Annotated in this window: 17 protein-coding genes; 13 read left to right on the forward strand and 4 right to left on the reverse strand. The window is 59.7% G+C overall.

Annotated features, from left to right (window positions below; all coding sequences use genetic code 11):
* Positions 1-68: 68 nt before the first annotated feature.
* Entirely contained in the window at positions 69-788 is a 720-nt protein-coding gene (locus NW815_RS07085; protein ID WP_414330288.1) for a response regulator transcription factor, read from the reverse strand.
* A 476-nt stretch (positions 789-1,264) separates the two neighbouring features.
* On the opposite strand from NW815_RS07085, the gene NW815_RS07090 reads away from it, so the two are divergent.
* The 10 genes from NW815_RS07090 (at position 1,265) to NW815_RS07135 (ending at position 9,743) form a co-directional block, all read left to right on the forward strand.
* The gene (locus NW815_RS07090; protein WP_011433618.1) at positions 1,265-1,645 is read left to right on the forward strand and encodes a hypothetical protein; all 381 of its coding nucleotides are present in this window, start codon (positions 1,265-1,267) and stop codon (positions 1,643-1,645) included.
* A 226-nt stretch (positions 1,646-1,871) separates the two neighbouring features.
* The gene (locus tag NW815_RS07095; protein ID WP_414415845.1) at positions 1,872-2,642 is read left to right on the forward strand and encodes an SH3 domain-containing protein; all 771 of its coding nucleotides are present in this window, start codon (positions 1,872-1,874) and stop codon (positions 2,640-2,642) included.
* A 319-nt stretch (positions 2,643-2,961) separates the two neighbouring features.
* Positions 2,962-3,429 carry a hypothetical protein gene (locus tag NW815_RS07100; RefSeq protein ID WP_414388357.1) on the forward strand — a complete coding sequence of 156 codons (468 nt, stop codon included), beginning with the start codon at positions 2,962-2,964 and terminating at the stop codon, positions 3,427-3,429.
* 8 nt (positions 3,430-3,437) lie between these two features.
* Positions 3,438-4,115 (forward strand): cobalt transporter CbiM, encoded by a 678-nt coding sequence (gene cbiM, locus NW815_RS07105; protein ID WP_414388354.1) that lies wholly within the window; start codon positions 3,438-3,440, stop codon positions 4,113-4,115.
* Positions 4,102-4,932, forward strand: a complete 831-nt coding sequence (gene cbiQ, locus NW815_RS07110; RefSeq protein WP_414388351.1) for a cobalt ECF transporter T component CbiQ — start codon at positions 4,102-4,104, stop codon at positions 4,930-4,932. The genes cbiM and cbiQ overlap by 14 nt, the downstream gene beginning before the upstream one ends.
* Before the next feature lie 46 nt (positions 4,933-4,978).
* Positions 4,979-6,400, forward strand: coding sequence for a 30S ribosomal protein S12 methylthiotransferase RimO (gene rimO / locus NW815_RS07115; RefSeq protein WP_414388349.1), 1,422 nt, complete (start codon positions 4,979-4,981; stop codon positions 6,398-6,400).
* Between the two features lie 50 nt (positions 6,401-6,450).
* Positions 6,451-7,167, forward strand: coding sequence for a ribose 5-phosphate isomerase A (gene rpiA, locus NW815_RS07120; RefSeq protein ID WP_414342421.1), 717 nt, complete (start codon positions 6,451-6,453; stop codon positions 7,165-7,167).
* 285 nt (positions 7,168-7,452) lie between these two features.
* Positions 7,453-8,790, forward strand: a complete 1,338-nt coding sequence (locus NW815_RS07125) for a UDP-N-acetylmuramoyl-tripeptide--D-alanyl-D-alanine ligase (RefSeq protein WP_414415846.1) — start codon at positions 7,453-7,455, stop codon at positions 8,788-8,790.
* 107 nt (positions 8,791-8,897) lie between these two features.
* A complete protein-coding gene (locus NW815_RS07130) occupies positions 8,898-9,122 on the forward strand; it encodes a DUF3134 family protein (protein WP_011433626.1) in 225 nt (74 codons plus the stop codon).
* Between the two features lie 288 nt (positions 9,123-9,410).
* Positions 9,411-9,743, forward strand: a complete 333-nt coding sequence (locus NW815_RS07135; RefSeq protein WP_414387847.1) for a fasciclin domain-containing protein — start codon at positions 9,411-9,413, stop codon at positions 9,741-9,743.
* A 124-nt stretch (positions 9,744-9,867) separates the two neighbouring features.
* On the opposite strand, the gene NW815_RS07140 is transcribed toward NW815_RS07135, so the two are convergent.
* On the reverse strand, positions 9,868-10,110 hold the full coding sequence (locus NW815_RS07140) for a hypothetical protein (RefSeq protein WP_011433628.1): 243 nt from the start codon (positions 10,108-10,110) through the stop codon (positions 9,868-9,870).
* A 188-nt stretch (positions 10,111-10,298) separates the two neighbouring features.
* Between NW815_RS07140 and NW815_RS07145 the strand changes: the two genes are divergently transcribed.
* Together NW815_RS07145 and menD are read left to right on the forward strand one after the other, a co-directional pair.
* On the forward strand, positions 10,299-11,207 hold the full coding sequence (locus tag NW815_RS07145) for a cyanophycinase (protein WP_414342426.1): 909 nt from the start codon (positions 10,299-10,301) through the stop codon (positions 11,205-11,207).
* Positions 11,204-13,030: a 2-succinyl-5-enolpyruvyl-6-hydroxy-3-cyclohexene-1-carboxylic-acid synthase gene (menD, locus tag NW815_RS07150; protein WP_414387848.1), complete on the forward strand. Its 1,827-nt coding sequence runs from the start codon at positions 11,204-11,206 to the stop codon at positions 13,028-13,030. The genes NW815_RS07145 and menD overlap by 4 nt, the downstream gene beginning before the upstream one ends.
* Here menD and miaA read toward each other — a convergent pair.
* Positions 12,954-13,967 (reverse strand): tRNA (adenosine(37)-N6)-dimethylallyltransferase MiaA, encoded by a 1,014-nt coding sequence (miaA, locus tag NW815_RS07155; RefSeq protein ID WP_414387849.1) that lies wholly within the window; start codon positions 13,965-13,967, stop codon positions 12,954-12,956. The genes menD and miaA overlap by 77 nt on opposite strands.
* A 265-nt stretch (positions 13,968-14,232) precedes the next feature.
* Here miaA and NW815_RS07160 point away from each other — a divergent pair, with 265 nt between their 5' ends.
* On the forward strand, positions 14,233-15,012 hold the full coding sequence (locus tag NW815_RS07160) for a hypothetical protein (RefSeq protein WP_414415847.1): 780 nt from the start codon (positions 14,233-14,235) through the stop codon (positions 15,010-15,012).
* Between the two features lie 87 nt (positions 15,013-15,099).
* On the opposite strand, the gene rpe is transcribed toward NW815_RS07160, so the two are convergent.
* The gene (gene rpe, locus NW815_RS07165) at positions 15,100-15,810 is read right to left on the reverse strand and encodes a ribulose-phosphate 3-epimerase (RefSeq protein ID WP_414331302.1); all 711 of its coding nucleotides are present in this window, start codon (positions 15,808-15,810) and stop codon (positions 15,100-15,102) included.
* Between the last annotated feature and the right edge of the window lie 118 nt (positions 15,811-15,928).

Genomic DNA, 15,928 nt, shown 5'->3' on the forward strand with positions numbered 1-15,928 from the left:
TATCGCTGCATAGTTGAACAGTGATGTTCAACAGTGTTCAGCGTAAATGTATCAGAGTTATTTGGGGGTTAAGGTTTTTCCTCTCCCCATCCCTCCTTCGGAGCGGGGGGCTCAAACTTGTAGCCAACTCCACGCACGGTGCGGATCAACTCCGGTTGGCTGGTATCAGTCTCTAGTTTCTTGCGAATTTGGCCGATGTGGACATCGACCACCCGTTCATCTCCCTCGTGGTTAAAATCCCACACCTCTTGAATCAGCTCAGCCCGTCGCCAAACCCGCCCCGGATGTCGAGCCATAGCATAGAGCAAATCGAACTCCAGTGCTGTTAAGTTGATCAGGCGCTGCTCGCGGATGACTGCTCGGGTTTCCGGGTCGATTACCAAAGAGGCAAAGGTCAAGACCGGCGCGCTGGCCATTTCGGTCTTCATACGTTGCCGCCGCAGAATGGCTTGCACTCGCGCCTGTAACTCCGGCAGGCTGAAGGGCTTGGTCAGGTAGTCATCTGCCCCCAACTGGAATCCGTGCAACTTATCAGCAGGGCTGACGCGGCTGGTCAACATCAACACGTACACGCCGGTCTCTTTTTGCATTTGCTGGCAGAGATCGTAGCCGCTCACATCCGGCAAGTTCAGATCCAAAATTACCAAGGCCGGCTGAAAAGCGCGCAACTGCTGTAAGCCCTCGGCCCCCGTCATCGCCACCTCAACCGAATACCCCTGCCGCTGCAAGTACCGCTGCAGTAGAGCACAAATGCTGGGATCATCATCGATGATGAGGATGCGTGACATGGCAGCTTGGCACTCTCGAAGTCAGCAGGAGATAAGGTTGCAGGGCGTTGGGGTGTGGGGATCCCTTCGGCAGCTCATGGGCAACAATCGTGCAGAGGCGATGGGCCCTCGGCTCGCGGGTGAATAAAGAGCCCTCTCAACAGGGCAAGCTTGACCCCAACCTCGGCTGGAAAGGGCCACAGGCGCAGGCAATTCATGAGTGATTGAACACTTAAATCTTATTTCAAGTCTTTACGTATGGGGTCACAGGGGGAGTTCATCCTTGTCAAGGCTGCCCTTCTCTCCAAATTAACGGAGGCTTATCCAAGAATCTTGGGCATTATCTTAACTGAATTGCCCAAGGGGAAAAGTAGCGTAAGGAGGATCCGTCAAGCAAGATCCTTAGCACCTGGAGTTAATCTGGAAGCTGTGACGCTGCTGTTCCTGTCTCAAAGTCTCGCTTTAGTGTGGCAGGTGGCAGTTTATCCCGGAGGCTTATGTACACCAATCCCGATGAAGTCTTCCGCAAAGATGTCTGGTTGGCCCTCTTCACGTGGGGGATCCTGGAGCTGGCTTGTTTCGTGATTATCCCATTCACCGGAGCCTACGCATTCTCGCAAGTGGCGGCTTGGCTGTGGCCCTCTTTGGTTTTGGGGCCGGTGGGGGCGGTGGTGGTGGCTTTTTGTTCTAAAGTGGTGCTGGCTGCCAACAACATCCCGGATCCCAGGAGAAAACAAGCCCAGCGGCAAGTGGCTCAGGTGGTCAGTCTTTTTGGCTTTCTGGGCTTGGCATTGCCCCTCCTTCTGGCAGGATGGGTATTTGGCCGAGAGATTTTGACGACCGACTGGCAGAATAAGTTCACCAACACCAATAAGTAGAAGCTAATCTCCGACGCCCTTGCCCTCTGGGGTCGCGTCGCCCCGTCAGCGTTGCGATTCCTCTGCACAGGCCTAGCAAGAGCGCTGCGGAACACGATACATTGGGATGCAATCACGTCAGCGTTGCGCAGCAGTCGTGCTCTGGCTTTCGTAAATCCCCGGTTTTGACGGGGATCCCATCTTCTCTGCGGATTCTTGCCTGCAGCATTGCGGGAAGGTATTTCGGATGGCTAACTACCCGATGCGAGGCCGTTCTTCTCCTGCTTCTGGCGGTTTTCCCTTGGGCACCTTGGTGGTGGTGAGTGTCTCGGTTGGGGCTCTGGCCGCCTTGGCTTGGCAGTTGTGGCAGCTCGTCGCCCCCATGTTGGCCCCCCCTGCCCCGCCTCAATTTCCGCAGGCGGTGCGCTTGGATCCCTTGCCCCGCCCAGCCAGTTTTCCCTCTCCCCCCTCTGGCCCTGCTGCAGGCACTGTTGACCCTGAGGGATTTCCCCCCGGCAGCCGTGGGCGGGTGATCGAGCCCATTGGCCTGGCCATCCGCAGCCAACCCTCTGCCGATGGAGCCTACCAAGGGGGAATTGTGGTGGGGGAAACGGTGACGGTGTTGGAGTACAGCGCCGATGGTCGTTGGCAACGGGTGCGGCGGGAGTTGAACGGACAAGAGGGCTGGGTGCGCGCCGGCAATTTGGGCCCTGTGGATGGTGTTTCAGCCTCAACTTCTCCAGCTCCCACAGTTGAACCCAACCCTGAATTAACTCCTTTGCCGACTCGACCCCCCACGGCAGCAGTGGTTTCCCCAGGTGAGCGGGGACGGGTGATCGAGCCCATTGGCCTGGCGCTGCGGGCCACTCCAGAGCGGGAGGGAACCTACATTGGTGGTGTGCCCATGAACGAGGTGGTGACGGTGCTGGGCCTCAGCGAAGATGGCCGTTGGCAGCGCATTCGCCGTCAGAATGGGCAGGAAGGTTGGGTGCGGGCGGGGAATTTAGCGCAGGAGTAGCCATACAGATGCCCCGGTGGGGGATTGTGACGACCGGGAAGGCTGTGTTTCGGTAGAACAGTACCGATGCCAAGCTATGCTGGGGCTGCAGCTTGTTTACGCGACTGTGCTGGCAGTGCGGAGCAATGGTGAAGTGCGTCGGGGGATCTGCTTTCAGTGCTAGGAGGGCAGAGTTCTTGCCTCTGATCTCCTGGAGATCAAGCAGTTGCTGACCCCATCTTCGCCGCCCATGGACAGACCAAGACCCTGGATCCTTTCTCGTTCTTGCTTGCTACTGCTTCTTGGCTTGCTTGAGCCTGCTCCGGCTTGGGCCCATGGGGTGGAAGCCTCTCTTCGGGCTGTTCCCGCTTTTGAGATCGAGGCCCGCTACGATTCTGGGGAACCGATGGGATCCGCCCGGGTGACGGTATTTGCGCCAACGGATCCCACTACCCCTTGGCAGGAGGGACAGACGGATGCGCGGGGACGATTTCTGCTGCAGCCGGATCCCAACCTGACGGGCCTCTGGCAGGTGCGGATTCGCCAGGCGGGGCATGGGGTGTTGGTCAACGTGCCGGTGGGCGAGGAGTTCCCTCAGACAGAAGGGATCCCCAGCGCTTCCCCACCCTTTGGGCCTTTGCAGCGGGGGGTTATGGCCGCCTGTGTCATTTGGGGCTGTCTGGGCACAGCTCTGTTCTTCTCCAGGCCCCGTCAATCTGGTTACGCAGCGGTGGAGAGCCCACCGGTTTCGGGATCTCCAGGGTCAGGAATCTCAGGCTCCCAGGCTGGCTCCTCTGCTCTGGAGTAGGACTGGCCATGCACATCAGCGATGGCATTTTGCCAGCACCGCTTTGGCTAGGGGGTTATGGCATCACCGCCCTGATCACCAGCTACAGCTTGCGGCTTCTCCGTCGCGCCAGCGTTGCGGAGCAATGTCCTTGGTGGGAACGGGATCCCCGCCATCAGTTGCCCAAAGCGGCTTTGCTCACGGCTGTCTTTTTTGTGGCCTCTTCCATTCACCTGCCCTTTCCCCCGGCCAGCCTGCATCTGGTGCTGAATGGGTTGATGGGTCTGATGTTGGGGGCTTTGGCCTATCCGGCCATTGTGGTGGGCTTGTTTTTTCAGGCGGTGGCCTTTGGCCATGGGGGCCTGACCACATTGGGCATCAACGCCGCCATTATGGGGATCCCGGCGCTCCTGGCCGGTGGGATTTTTCGGGCAGGCCGTCGGGTGATGGGGGCCGGAGTGTCTGCCTTCTTGGCGGGAGCGGTTGGGGTGGGTCTAGCAGTGCTGTTGTTTTACGGGGTGGTCATGGCTGCTGTGGTTGACGCTGGCAGCGGGATCCTCTCCACAGAAGCCGGTCGTCTGGCTCTTGGGAGCTTGGTGGTGGCCCACATCCCCCTGATGGTGGTGGAGGGGTTGTTCGCCAGTTGGGTGGTGCTGTTTTTGCAGCGGGTACAACCGGCGCTGCTGGGAGAGTATGGCAAGAGATGAAGCCGGCTCAGGGATCCCTTGCTGCTGGCGCGGTCAACAATCCCATCCTCACCCCTCCAAACCCCTTTCCTGGCTGCACCGGTGGCAACCTCTGCCCAAGGTGCTGGGCCTGATGGCGCTGATGGCGGCTTTCGCCTCGGTGAGGTGCCTGGCCCTCTTGCCGCTCATCTGGGCGCTGGTGGCTGGACTGTGGAGCCTGTCGGGATTGCCTTGGAGCCTCGGGCTGAGGCGGCTGGCAGCCCCAGGGCTGTTGGTGGCAGGGTTGATGGGGATCCTACCCTTCTGGGCGGGGGAAACCATCCTGTGGCGCTGGGGATCCCTGGCTCTGCGTTGGGAGGGGCTGCAGATGGCGCTTCGCATTGGGGGGAGAGGGCTGGCCCTATTTGCCCTCACGATGCTGCTGCTGGAGACCACCCCCACATCGGAACTGTTGGCAGCGTTGCGGGCCCTGGGGATCCCAGACCTCCTGCTGGAACTGGCCTGGCTCACCCAGCGCTATTTGCAGGAGGTGGCCGCTCAGTGGCAGCAGATGCAACGGGCAGCCCGGCTGAGGGGTTGGCGACCGCGGGGATCCCTGTGGCGTCCTGGGCCGGCTTTGAGGCAAGACCTACCCTTCCTGGCTGCTTCGGTGGGCACCCTGTTGGTGCGCAGCTACGAGCGCTCCGAGCGCACCTATCAGGCGCTGCGACTGCGGGGCTACGGACGGGCACCTCTGTTTTCGACGGCGGCTGGCGGGGAGCCCTACAGTTGGGCGGCCACCGCGTTGGCCGTGGCTACGGCTCTATTGCTCCGCAACGCTGATGCGGCCCTCAACTAGAATAGATAAGCCTCTGGCAAGCCGCCCCCTTTTTGATGCTCAGTCCATGAATGGGTTAGAAGCGACCGTCTCCAGTTTCCCATCCGTTAAGGACTCCGTCCCGCTTACGCGAACAGCGGTGCAGCGTACAAAGGCGTCGGTTGCCGTTTTACACCTGGGCTGCGAGAAAAACCGGGTGGACACCGAGCACATGCTGGGCCTGCTGGCCCAAGCGGGCTACCGGGTGGATGGGGACGAAGAGAGCGCTAACTATGTGATTGTCAACACCTGTAGCTTCATCGAGGCAGCGCGACGGGAGTCGGTCAGTACCCTGATGGAGCTGGCGGTACAAGGCAAAAAGATCATCATTGCCGGCTGCCTGGCGCAGCACTTCCAGGAGGAGCTGCTGCAGGAGATCCCAGAGGCCGTGGCCTTGGTAGGTACCGGCGACTACCACCAGATCGTCCAGGTGATCGAGCGGGCGGAGCGGGGAGAGCGGGTCAATGCCGTTACTTCCAGCTTGGATTACATTGCCGACGAGACCGTACCTCGCTATCGCACCACCCATGCGCCTGTGGCCTACCTACGGGTAGCCGAGGGCTGTGATTACCGCTGCTCCTTCTGCATCATTCCCCACTTGCGGGGCAACCAACGCTCCCGCTCCATCGAGTCGATCCTACGGGAAGCAGAACAACTGGCCGAAGAGGGGGTGCAGGAGCTGATTTTAATTTCCCAGATCACCACCCACTACGGGATCGATCTCTACGGGGAGCCGCGCTTGGCTGAGCTTATCCGCGCCCTGGGCCAGATCCCCATTCCCTGGATCCGCATGCTCTACGCCTACCCCACGGGCATTACCCCCGCCGTGGTGGAGGCCATTCAAGAGACCGCCAATTTCCTGCCTTACCTGGATCTGCCTTTACAGCACAGCCATCCTGAGATCCTCAAGGCCATGAATCGCCCCTGGCAAGGGCAGGTCAACGACCGGGTGATCGAGCGGCTGCGCCAGGCGTTGCCCAATGCCGTGCTGCGCACCAGCTTTATCGTCGGCTTTCCTGGGGAGACGGAGGAGCACTTCCAGCATCTACTAGACTTTGTCCAGCGCCATCAGTTTGACCATGTGGGGGTGTTTACCTTTTCTCCCGAAGAGGGCACCCCTGCCTACCACCTCCCCCATCAGGTTCCAGAGGCTGTCAAACAAGAGCGCCGCGCCCGTCTAATGCAACTGCAGCAAGGCATTGCCTTCCGCCGCAACCGCGAGCAGGTGGGCCGAGTGGTACCTGTACTTTTGGAGCAGGAAAACCCCAGAACCGGCGAGTGGATTGGCCGCTCCCCTCGCTTTGCCCCCGAAGTGGACGGGGTGGTGTACGTGCGTGGGGAGGGCTCTCTGGGATCCCTGGTGCCGGTGCAGATCACCCACGCCGAGCCCTATGATCTCTTCGGTCGAGTGGTGGCAGCGCCGGAGGGTTTTAGCTGGAGCGGGCGGTAGCGGTGCAAAGCACTTTGGTAGGATCTTCATCCACGGGAGAGGAGCTGGGAATGACTACCCTTGGCGGCAGCGGGACCGAGTCTTTAGATGAGCTGAAACAGGCGGCAGCCCGGGCTGCAGTTCAAAAGGTGCAGTCGGGAATGGTGGTGGGGCTGGGCACGGGATCCACAGCCGCCTTTGCTGTCAGCGCCCTAGCAGAGCGGATGCAAAGCGAGGGTCTGCAGATCCTCGGTGTGCCCACCTCCGAGCGCACGGCTGAACAGGCCCGCTCCCTGGGGATCCCGCTGGCTACCCTAGAAGAGCAGCCGCGCCTGGATCTGGCCATCGATGGGGCCGACGAGATTGAAGTGGGATCCCTGAACCTGATCAAAGGGGCAGGAGGGGCCCTGTTGCGGGAAAAATTGGTGGAGGCCAGCGCTGCCGAGCTGATCATCATCGCCGATGCCTCTAAAAAAGTCCCGCAGTTGGGCATTCGCTTCCCGGTGCCGGTAGAGGTGGTGCGCTTTGGCTGGAAAACCACCTTGGCGCGGGTAGAGGCTCTGGGGTGCACAGCCACCTTACGGCGGAATGCCAACGGGGATCCCTACTTGACGGACGAGCAGCACTACATCCTCGACTGCCAATTCGGCCCCATGGCGGATCCTGCCAAGATCGCCGATCAACTCAAGGGGACGGTGGGGGTTGTGGAACATGGCCTGTTCATCGGCATGGCCAAAGAGGCAATCATCGCCCTCCCGACTGGGATCGAAACGCTGCAACCCAGCTGACAACTTCCTATACCCAGTCGTGTATTGGCGTTGCCCAGGAACTGGGTTTACAGCTTTTTCCGACTTCATGGGAGTTCCGTAGCCAAGCGGGAGCCTTCCCACGCAAGAGATTGATTGACACTGGCTGTGGTAAACAACGCTGAAAAAAGCTGTACAGCTATCCCCAACTCCCCTCTCCCCCTGGGAGAGGGGCTGGGGGTGAGGGGGAGCGCTTGGGAAATGTCTCAATCGGGTCTGAAATGACCATAGACGAAGAGGCTGTAGGCGAATTGGAGTTTCTGCCCGATGCTGACCTTACGAACTGTGGCTGACCTGCTGCAAACTCCCCTGCAGGGGGATCCCCATTTGTTGGGTCTTCCCGTCCAAGCCATTTGCACCGACAGCCGCCAATTGCAGCCGGGGTCAGTCTTTGTGGCGCTGCGGGGGGAACGGTTTGATGGACACAACTTTATTCCACAAGCTTTGGCAAGGGGGGCCGTTGCCGTCATCAGCCAGCGTCCGGTGGCTGGGCCCCATTTTCAAGTCTCAGATACCCTAGCTGCCTACCAGCGCATTGCCAGAGGCTGGCGGGAGCAGTTTCCCCCCTCCGTAGTAGCCATCACGGGCTCAGCAGGCAAAACCACCACCAAGGAAATGCTGGCGGCTGCCCTATCCCGCTACGGCACAGTTCTCAAAACTGAAGCCAACCACAACAACGACATCGGGGTTGCTCAAACCCTGCTCCAGATGCGACCGGAGCATCAGTTTGTGGTTCTGGAAATGGCCATGCGAGGCCCCGGAGAAATTCGCCGCCTGGCTCAGATGGCTCAGCCCACCCACGCCTTGATCACCCATATTGGCACCGCCCACATCGGCAGACTGGGATCCCGCGCGGCCATTGCTGCTGCCAAGTGCGAGCTGCTGCAGGAGCTAGGGCAGGGGGTGGCTCTGCTGAATGGAGAAGATCCCTTGCTGTTGTCTACCGCCGCCAGCCTGTGGTCGGGACAAACCCTTACCTATGGTCTGGATCGGGGGGACTTACGGGGAGAATGGGATCCCCAAGCCCAAACGGTAACTGTGGAGGGCCTAACGCTGCCGGTGCCCTTGCCGGGAAGACACCATGCCCTCAACTGGATGGGAGTGCTGGCTGCTCTGTGCAGCTTGGGGCTGGATTGGGAGCGGCTCCGAGAACCCATTGCTTTGCCTACCCCTCTGGAGGGGCGCAACCGCCATCTCAAGCTGGCAGGAGATGTGGAAATCTGGGACGAAACCTACAACGCCTCGCCGGAAGCGATGATCGCGGCTCTACACCTGCTGGCCCAAACCCCGGGAAAACGGCGCTGGGCCATTCTCGGCCCGATGCGGGAGTTGGGAGAGCATGCGCCTCAGCTCTATGCAGAGGTGGGTCGGGCGGCTGCCCCTCTGGGGCTGGATCGGATCTTGCTCTTGGATCCCGAAGGAGAAATGCAACCGCTGCTCGACCAAAAACCAGCAGCCCAGACAGAACGCTGCGAGGAGGTATCCGAACTGCTGGAAATCTTGCTCCATCACGTGCAAGCCGGGGATCGGCTGCTGTTCAAGGCAGCGCGGGCTGTTGAACTGGAGCGGGTGCTGCACCGCTTTTTGCAGGAGTGGCAGGCATAGGCTAAACTGAGGGATATATCGATGGAAAGCCCGCGTCCCTCGGTTGAGAGGAGATCAATCCAAGCCGAGTTCATTCCTCGTCGATAACTGCCCTTTTTCCGTACGGCATGTACTACCACAATCCCTCTCTGCGCGAAGAGCCCCGCGATCAGCCGCCAACGGTGGTGCCCTCTCCTAGCAGCCTCTCCATTCTTGACTGGTTGCGCAAAGAGGGCCGGTTGATCGAGCAGCCCATTGAGGTCCCTGAGATGATTTTGGAAGAAGACATCGACGATATCGACGATTTGATCGGGGACGACTACGACGAAGACTTCGAGCCGGAAGAAGAGTAAGCACAACTGCCAGGATTATTACGAGCTCGTTAACTCATTTATCCCTTTGCTCGGCACCGTGAGGGTGTTATTTTTTGTGCTGCCGCTGGATAGACAGCTCGAGCAAACAAAACAGTACAGTCGTTTCAGGTTAGAGTGAGACGCCTGAGCTACCAAGAAAAGTCTTCCAGCCCCGCGCATTCAACGCTTCAGGTGTGGGTGCAGCGTTTTAGTTTGAATCAGAATGACTATAGATGTAGACAAACGTAACTGATCCCTCAGCCTCAAGGGATCCTTTTTCAGCCTGTTTTGGATTGCTCACCACCACCCTGCGATGATTGTTGCAAATCTAACCTTAGTGGAAGATACCCCCGCAGCCTTTGTAAGAAAGCATCTTGGGGCAGTAGAAACATCTTTTTCGGGGACTTTTTTCGATTTCTCACTTACCATGCAGTGCCCGGCAAAGTTCTCTCCACCTCTTTGGAAGCTGGGGAAGTGGTTACGGTCGAGGGATCCCCTGTGGAAATCTCTTTGGCTGATGGTGTCAAGGTCAACGATGCCAATGTGGTAACAGCCGACATTGAAGCTTCCAACGGTGTCATCCACGTGATCGACAAGGTGATCTTGCCTCCACAAGGGTGACCTACCAACGCCATGGATTCTAGGCCCTTCAGGGTCTAGCCCTCTGGCAGCCCCTGCTCTGGTGGCGGGGGTTTTGTATTGGGATCCCCAGCTATTCCGTTCTTTGGGCAAGGGATCCCCAATTTCATAGGTCGATGCCAACGCTGGAAGCGTAGATCGCCTCCACCGACACGCCGGACACCCGTTGAGGACGCACGATCATGTACTCATTGTCCATTTGCTTGGGCAAGGTGATGAACTCTTCGCCGCCCACCATGAGGTTGTTGATCAGCTCGGTGTATTCTCTGGCTTCTTTGACCCGTACCTGCATGGTTTGTCCACCTTCCAGCATGATGTGGACAAGATATCCGTCGGGTTTTCTGGCCATGGATGCTCCTGCTGGGTGAACCGAAGGACGAGACGAGGGGTGTTCTTATGAACATTATTCCCCCTTTTGAGACCCCTAACCAACCCCTGACTCTTCCGTGAAATCTGGAATTGAGCTGCGCCAAACCGAATCCCAAGCCGTAGCATAGTGAAAGTGAAATGTGCTCATTTTAATCTTCCTCGCGCTCCATGCCCCATTTGCCTGATGTTTCTGCTGCCCACCGTGAGCTGGAGTGGAACGGAGTTCCTTCCACGCCGACAAACGACGCCCAACCCCTGAGCCGCCCTACTGTGAAGGATCCCATCACCGCCCGTTCCGACATCATCGCCGTCGGGGGAGCAGAGGATAAGGAAAATGAGCGCCACATCCTTTGGGAGTTCTTCCGCCGAGCGGGGGGAAAGTCTGCCCACATCACCATCGTGCCCGCGGCTTCTGGAATCCCGGCGGTGCTGGGGGAGATCTACGCCAACATTTTTCAGCAGATGGGGGCGGCCAGCCTCCAAGTTCTAGATATCCGCAGCCCGATGGAGGCGAGGGATCCCGATAACGTTGAGAAAATCCGCTTCTCCACCGGCATCTACTTTACGGGTGGGGATCAGGAGCGGCTGGCGGAGGTGCTGGCCCACAGCGAGCTGATGGAGGCCATTCGACAGCAGTGGCAGCGGGGGCAGACGGTAATTGCCGGAACCAGCGCCGGAGCTTCTGCGTTGGGGCAGCAGATGATCTCCCGCGGCTACAGCGGGGAACCGCCCACGCCGGCAATTGTAACGGTGAAGACGGGCTTGGGCCTTTTGCCTCGCGTCATCATCGATCAACATTTCCATCAGCGCAATCGCCTGGTGCGGCTGGTCACGGCGGTGGCCCACTACCCCCAATGTTTGGGTATCGGCATTGATGAGAATACGGCGGTGGTGATCCAGGCCGACGATGTGATGGAGGTGATCGGCTTGGGGACGGTGACGATTGTGGACGGGACGCAACTGTACTCGACCGTTCAGGAGGCGGCGGCGGATGAGTATTTTCGGCTGCACAATGCCCGCATTCACTTTTTGCCGCCGGGATCCCGATTCGATCTCAACACCTTGTCTCCGCTGTGACCGGTGAAAACTTTGTCCTGCCAAGGCGGCTGGACTGGCGCAACCTCAACACCCTCTGGGGATCCCTATTGGCCGAAACCTTGAGTCGGCTGGGTTGCCGTTTGGCGGTGGTGTGTCCGGGATCCCGCTCAGCCCCCCTGACCTACGCCCTGGCCCAGCACCCCGACATCGAGGCGATCCCGGTGCTGGATGAGCGGTCGGCAGCCTTTTTTGCGCTGGGATTGGCCCAGCAAACCCGGCGGCCCATTCCCCTGGTGTGTACTTCCGGCAGCGCTGGCGCTCACTTTTTCCCAGCTCTCATCGAGGCGGCAGAAAGTGGCTGGCCGCTTTTGGTTTTGACGGCGGATCGGCCCCCGGAGCTGCGCCACTGCCGCGCCGGCCAAGCGATTGACCAGGTGAAGCTCTACGGCCATTACCCCAACTGGCAGGCGGAGTTGGCCCTGCCCAGCGCGGCTCCAGAAGCCCTGGCCTACTTGCGCCAGACCCTGGTTCACGCCTGGGAGCGCACCCTTTACCCTTTTCCCGGCCCGGTGCATTTAAATGTGCCTTTCCGGGATCCCTTGGCTCCCATTGCTGACGGCAGCACTGCGCCTTTGATTCATTTGCAGGAAGATCCGGAGTTTGAGAAGACCTTTTTTCGTGGAGTTGTTCCGCCATGCACCGGCTCTTCCTTCCAGGCGGTGCGGAGCCCTCTGCAGACGGAGACAGCTTCTTTTTGGCAGGAGTGGCGCGGCTGTGAGCGGGGGGTGATCTTGGCGGGGCCGGCTCAACCGCTGGATCCCCAGCGCTATGTGGAGGCAGTGGCCCGTTTGGCGACGGCTTTGGGCTGGCCGGTTCTGGCCGAGGGGCTCTCTCCCCTGCGCAACTACGCTTCCCTCAACCCCTATCTCATCACCACCTACGACCTCATCCTGCAGCGGGATGATCCCCAGCTTTGGCCGCAGCAAGTCATCCAACTGGGATCCCTGCCCACCAGCAAAGCGCTGCGGCAAACCCTGGCCAAGGTTGCTCCCCGCGTTTGGCGGTTGGATCCCCGTCCCGACAATGGGGATCCCCTGCACAACCCCACCACCCACTTGCCTTTCGCCGTAGAGGAGTGGGTCGCCGGGATCCCAGAAGCACCGGCCAAGCAAACAACTTTTCTGCAGGGCTGGCTGACAGCGGAAGCACAAATCCGTGCTGCCCTAGACCAGGCCATGACTGACCTATCGGAGTGGTTTGAAGGCAAGGTTGCCTGGTGGCTGGCCCACCACTTGCCCCCAGAGACTCCGCTGTTTATTGCCAACAGCACGCCGGTGCGGGATGTGGAGTGGTTTTGGCCCCCCAACGACCGCCGCATCCGGCCCTACTTCAACCGCGGCACCAACGGCATCGATGGCATTCTCTCTACCGCCCTTGGGGTGGCCCACGGCTCTCACAAACGCCCAACGGTGCTGCTAACCGGGGATCTGGCCTTTTTGCACGACTGCGGCGGCCTGCGGCTTGGCCCTCACCTGCAGGGATCCCTGACCATTCTCCTCATCAACAACCAGGGGGGTGGGATTTTCGAGCTGCTGCCCATTGCTGAAGTGGGCCGTCAAGGGCCAGATCCGCCCTTTGAGCCCTACTTTGCTACTCCCCAGTCGGTGGATCTTGCCCTCCTCTGCCAAGCCCACGGCATTCCCCACCGGCGGGTAGAAAGCTGGCAGGAGCTGGCCCAAGCTTTGGATCCCTTGCCTGCCCAAGGGGTGCGGGTGTTGGAGATCCTTACGGATCGCAAGGCCGATGCTCAGCGGCGGCGGGACTGGTTTCAACAGTGGTCGGAGCTGCCATCCAAGCCTTGACCTGCTTCCAGATCTGCTCCGGCAAATCCTCAGCTTCGCAGTCCAGCCACTGGATCCCTGGCAGGGCCCGGAACCAGGTCATCTGCCGCTTGGCAAATTGGCGGGTGCGCCTCACAATCAGGGGCTGCAGTTCGGCTTCCGGGATCCGCCCCTCCAGATAAGCGCCGATTTCCGCGTAGCCCAAAGTATTCAAAAGGGGCAGGTGGGGCCCATAGCGCTCCCGCAGGGTTTTCACCTCCTCGATCCACCCCCGCTCCATCATCTCCGCCGTGCGCCGGGCAATGCGTTGTTCCAAACGGGGCATTGGGCAGCGCAGCCCCAGGATCAAGATGGGGTAATGGGGGGGATGAGCCCGCCGTAGGCTGGAAGCCGGCTTCCCAGTGGCGTAAACGATCTCCAAAGCACGCAGCGTGCGCACTGCGTCATGGGGATGAATGTGCTGGGCGGCAACGGGATCCAACTGCTGCAGCCAGGCGTAGCGGATCTCAGGGGGCCAAGTTTCCAGTTGTCTTCTCAGTTGGGGCTGCGGGGGTACAGCAGGGATCCCTAGGCCAGCAGTCACCGATTGGATGTAGAGACCGGTGCCCCCCACCAAGATGGGAGTCTGTCCCTGCCGATGGGCCTCGGCGATGCGGGCTTGGGCCGCCTGCTGAAACTCGGCCACCGTGTAGGTGTGGCGGGGATCCACAAAGTCAATCAGCTCGTGGGGCCAAAGGGCCTGCTCGGCGGGGGTAGGCTTGGCTGTGCCGATGTCGAACTCGCGGTAGACCTGGCGAGAGTCCGCATTCAACAACGGGGATCCCAGCCGTTGGGCCAAAAGCAGCGCCTGTCGAGATTTCCCGGTGGCCGTGGGGCCGGCAATGACGATCAATCCCGGCCATTCTGTCCGGTCAGAAGCTGCTGCAGCGGGAATGCCGTTCTCGAGAGTTGCACTCATTTCGTTCGCGTCAGCGGCGCGGAGTACCTTAGTTTCGAGACATTCAGGATCTGCAAGAAAATTCACACAAGGCAACAGGTTAAAATTTTCAAGAGGCTTTGGCTCTTTGGCTACAATAGAGCTTCCATCGCGTCAGCGGTGCAGAGCACTCTAGCTTCACCTTTTTTCTGGCTTTTCGGGGTTCTCGGTGATCTCATCTTACGTCCCTGCTTCTACTGGGTTGGGCGGCAGTTGCCCACAGCTCAGGCTACCTCTACAGATACAGATGCTCACCCCTCTGCTGCTTGCTTCGGCAAGACGTGGTCTTAGCTGTCTTGGCCGGGCGGTTGGGGCAGGGATCCTGACAGTTTTGTTGGCGTGGGAACCTTGCCCGGCGCTGGGGGAGACCTTGGTGCTCAAGCAGGGAGAAGTGCGCACTCTGCCCCTGCTGCAAACCCGGGCTCGGCTGCCCTTGCAAATGGAAATGCTCTATCTGGGCATGGTCGAGGAGCGCTTCTTGAGCTACGCCCGCGCCAACAATTGGGAGACCATTTCCAGCGACCGGGAGGATCCCCGCTGGAGCCGCTGGCAACTGCGTCCTGGGGGTGAAGCCCTTTACCTGCCCGATTCCCCTTCATCTCAGAACTCCTTGGAGCCCCCCATCTATGCCCGTGGGTTTTATGTGCAAGCCTATTTTGTCGGCGGGCGCCTGGCGGGAATGCACCTGATTCGCAACCCTGAAGAGCCGGGCTTCAACTTGAAGGCCCTGCAAAGGCTTATCCGCGCCTGGTTTCCCGATAATCGCCTGATGTTGCATTACCAAATACTGCCAGAGGATCCCGAGCAGCAGGTGCTGGGCGCCTATTTGGGCACCATTCCTCCTCCCTACCTTGCCGATATTCAGCGCAATCGCGTGCCTTTTTGTCAGACTTTTTTCAGCCCCACTTTGCCCCAGCCGATCATCCCCCCCTCCGTCGATGTGCCTCCCCATTGCCTGGGCACAACTGCCGTCAACAGCGGGACGGGGCCTTACGCTGCCCAGAAAGGGGCTGCTGCTTTGCGCTAAAGGCACGTGAGGAGTTGGCTCAGCGCAGCGCTGGGGTCAAGCCGGATTTCAGTAAGGGAGCAGTTTCCTTCAAAATGAACTGTCACCTTAAACTGTCACCAGCTCGGGACGGCGGCTGTTGCGAATGCTGCGAATGGCTTCTGCATAGTCTTTGGCCTTGAACACTGCCGAACCGGCCACAATGGCATTGGCTCCTGCCTCGATCACCTGCCAAGCGTTGCTTCCCTTCAAGCCACCATCCACCTCGATCCAGGGATCCAGGCCGCGCTCATCACACATGGCCCGTAACTGGCGAATTTTGGGCACCACTGCTGGAATGAAGCTCTGGCCGCCAAATCCGGGGTTGACACTCATGATCAGCACCAGATCCACCAGCTCCAGCACGTATTGGATCAGCTCCAAAGGGCTGGCCGGATTGAGCACCACGCCCGCTTGCTTGCCCAGATCCTTGATTTGGCTGAGGGTGCGGTGCAGGTGAATGGTGGAGCTGGACTCTGCGTGCACGGAAATAATGTCGGCCCCTGCCTTGGCAAAATCCGCCACATAGTTCTCCGGCTCTACAATCATCAGGTGGACGTCCAGGGGCTTGGCCGTCACCGGGCGCAGGGCTTCCACCACCAACGGGCCGATGGTGATGTTGGGCACAAAGCGGCCATCCATGACATCCACATGGATCCAGTCGGCCCCCGCCTCATCCACCGCCCGCACTTCCTCTCCCAAGCGGCTGAAATCCGCCGAAAGAATTGAAGGGGCGATGACAATCGGCTTCTGCCCAGAGGTTGCTGACGGCTGCACCATGGTGAGTCCTGGGGATTGAAAACAGAGAAACGGAGAAACCTGCTCCTCTATGGTACGGGGTTTGATCCCCTTTGCAAAGCGTCATATCCCCTGATACATTTACGCTGAACACTGCTGA

Origin of the sequence: Synechococcus sp. R6-7, assembly GCF_047461695.1 — a bacterium.
In the GTDB taxonomy this organism is placed as follows: domain Bacteria; phylum Cyanobacteriota; class Cyanobacteriia; order Thermostichales; family Thermostichaceae; genus Thermostichus.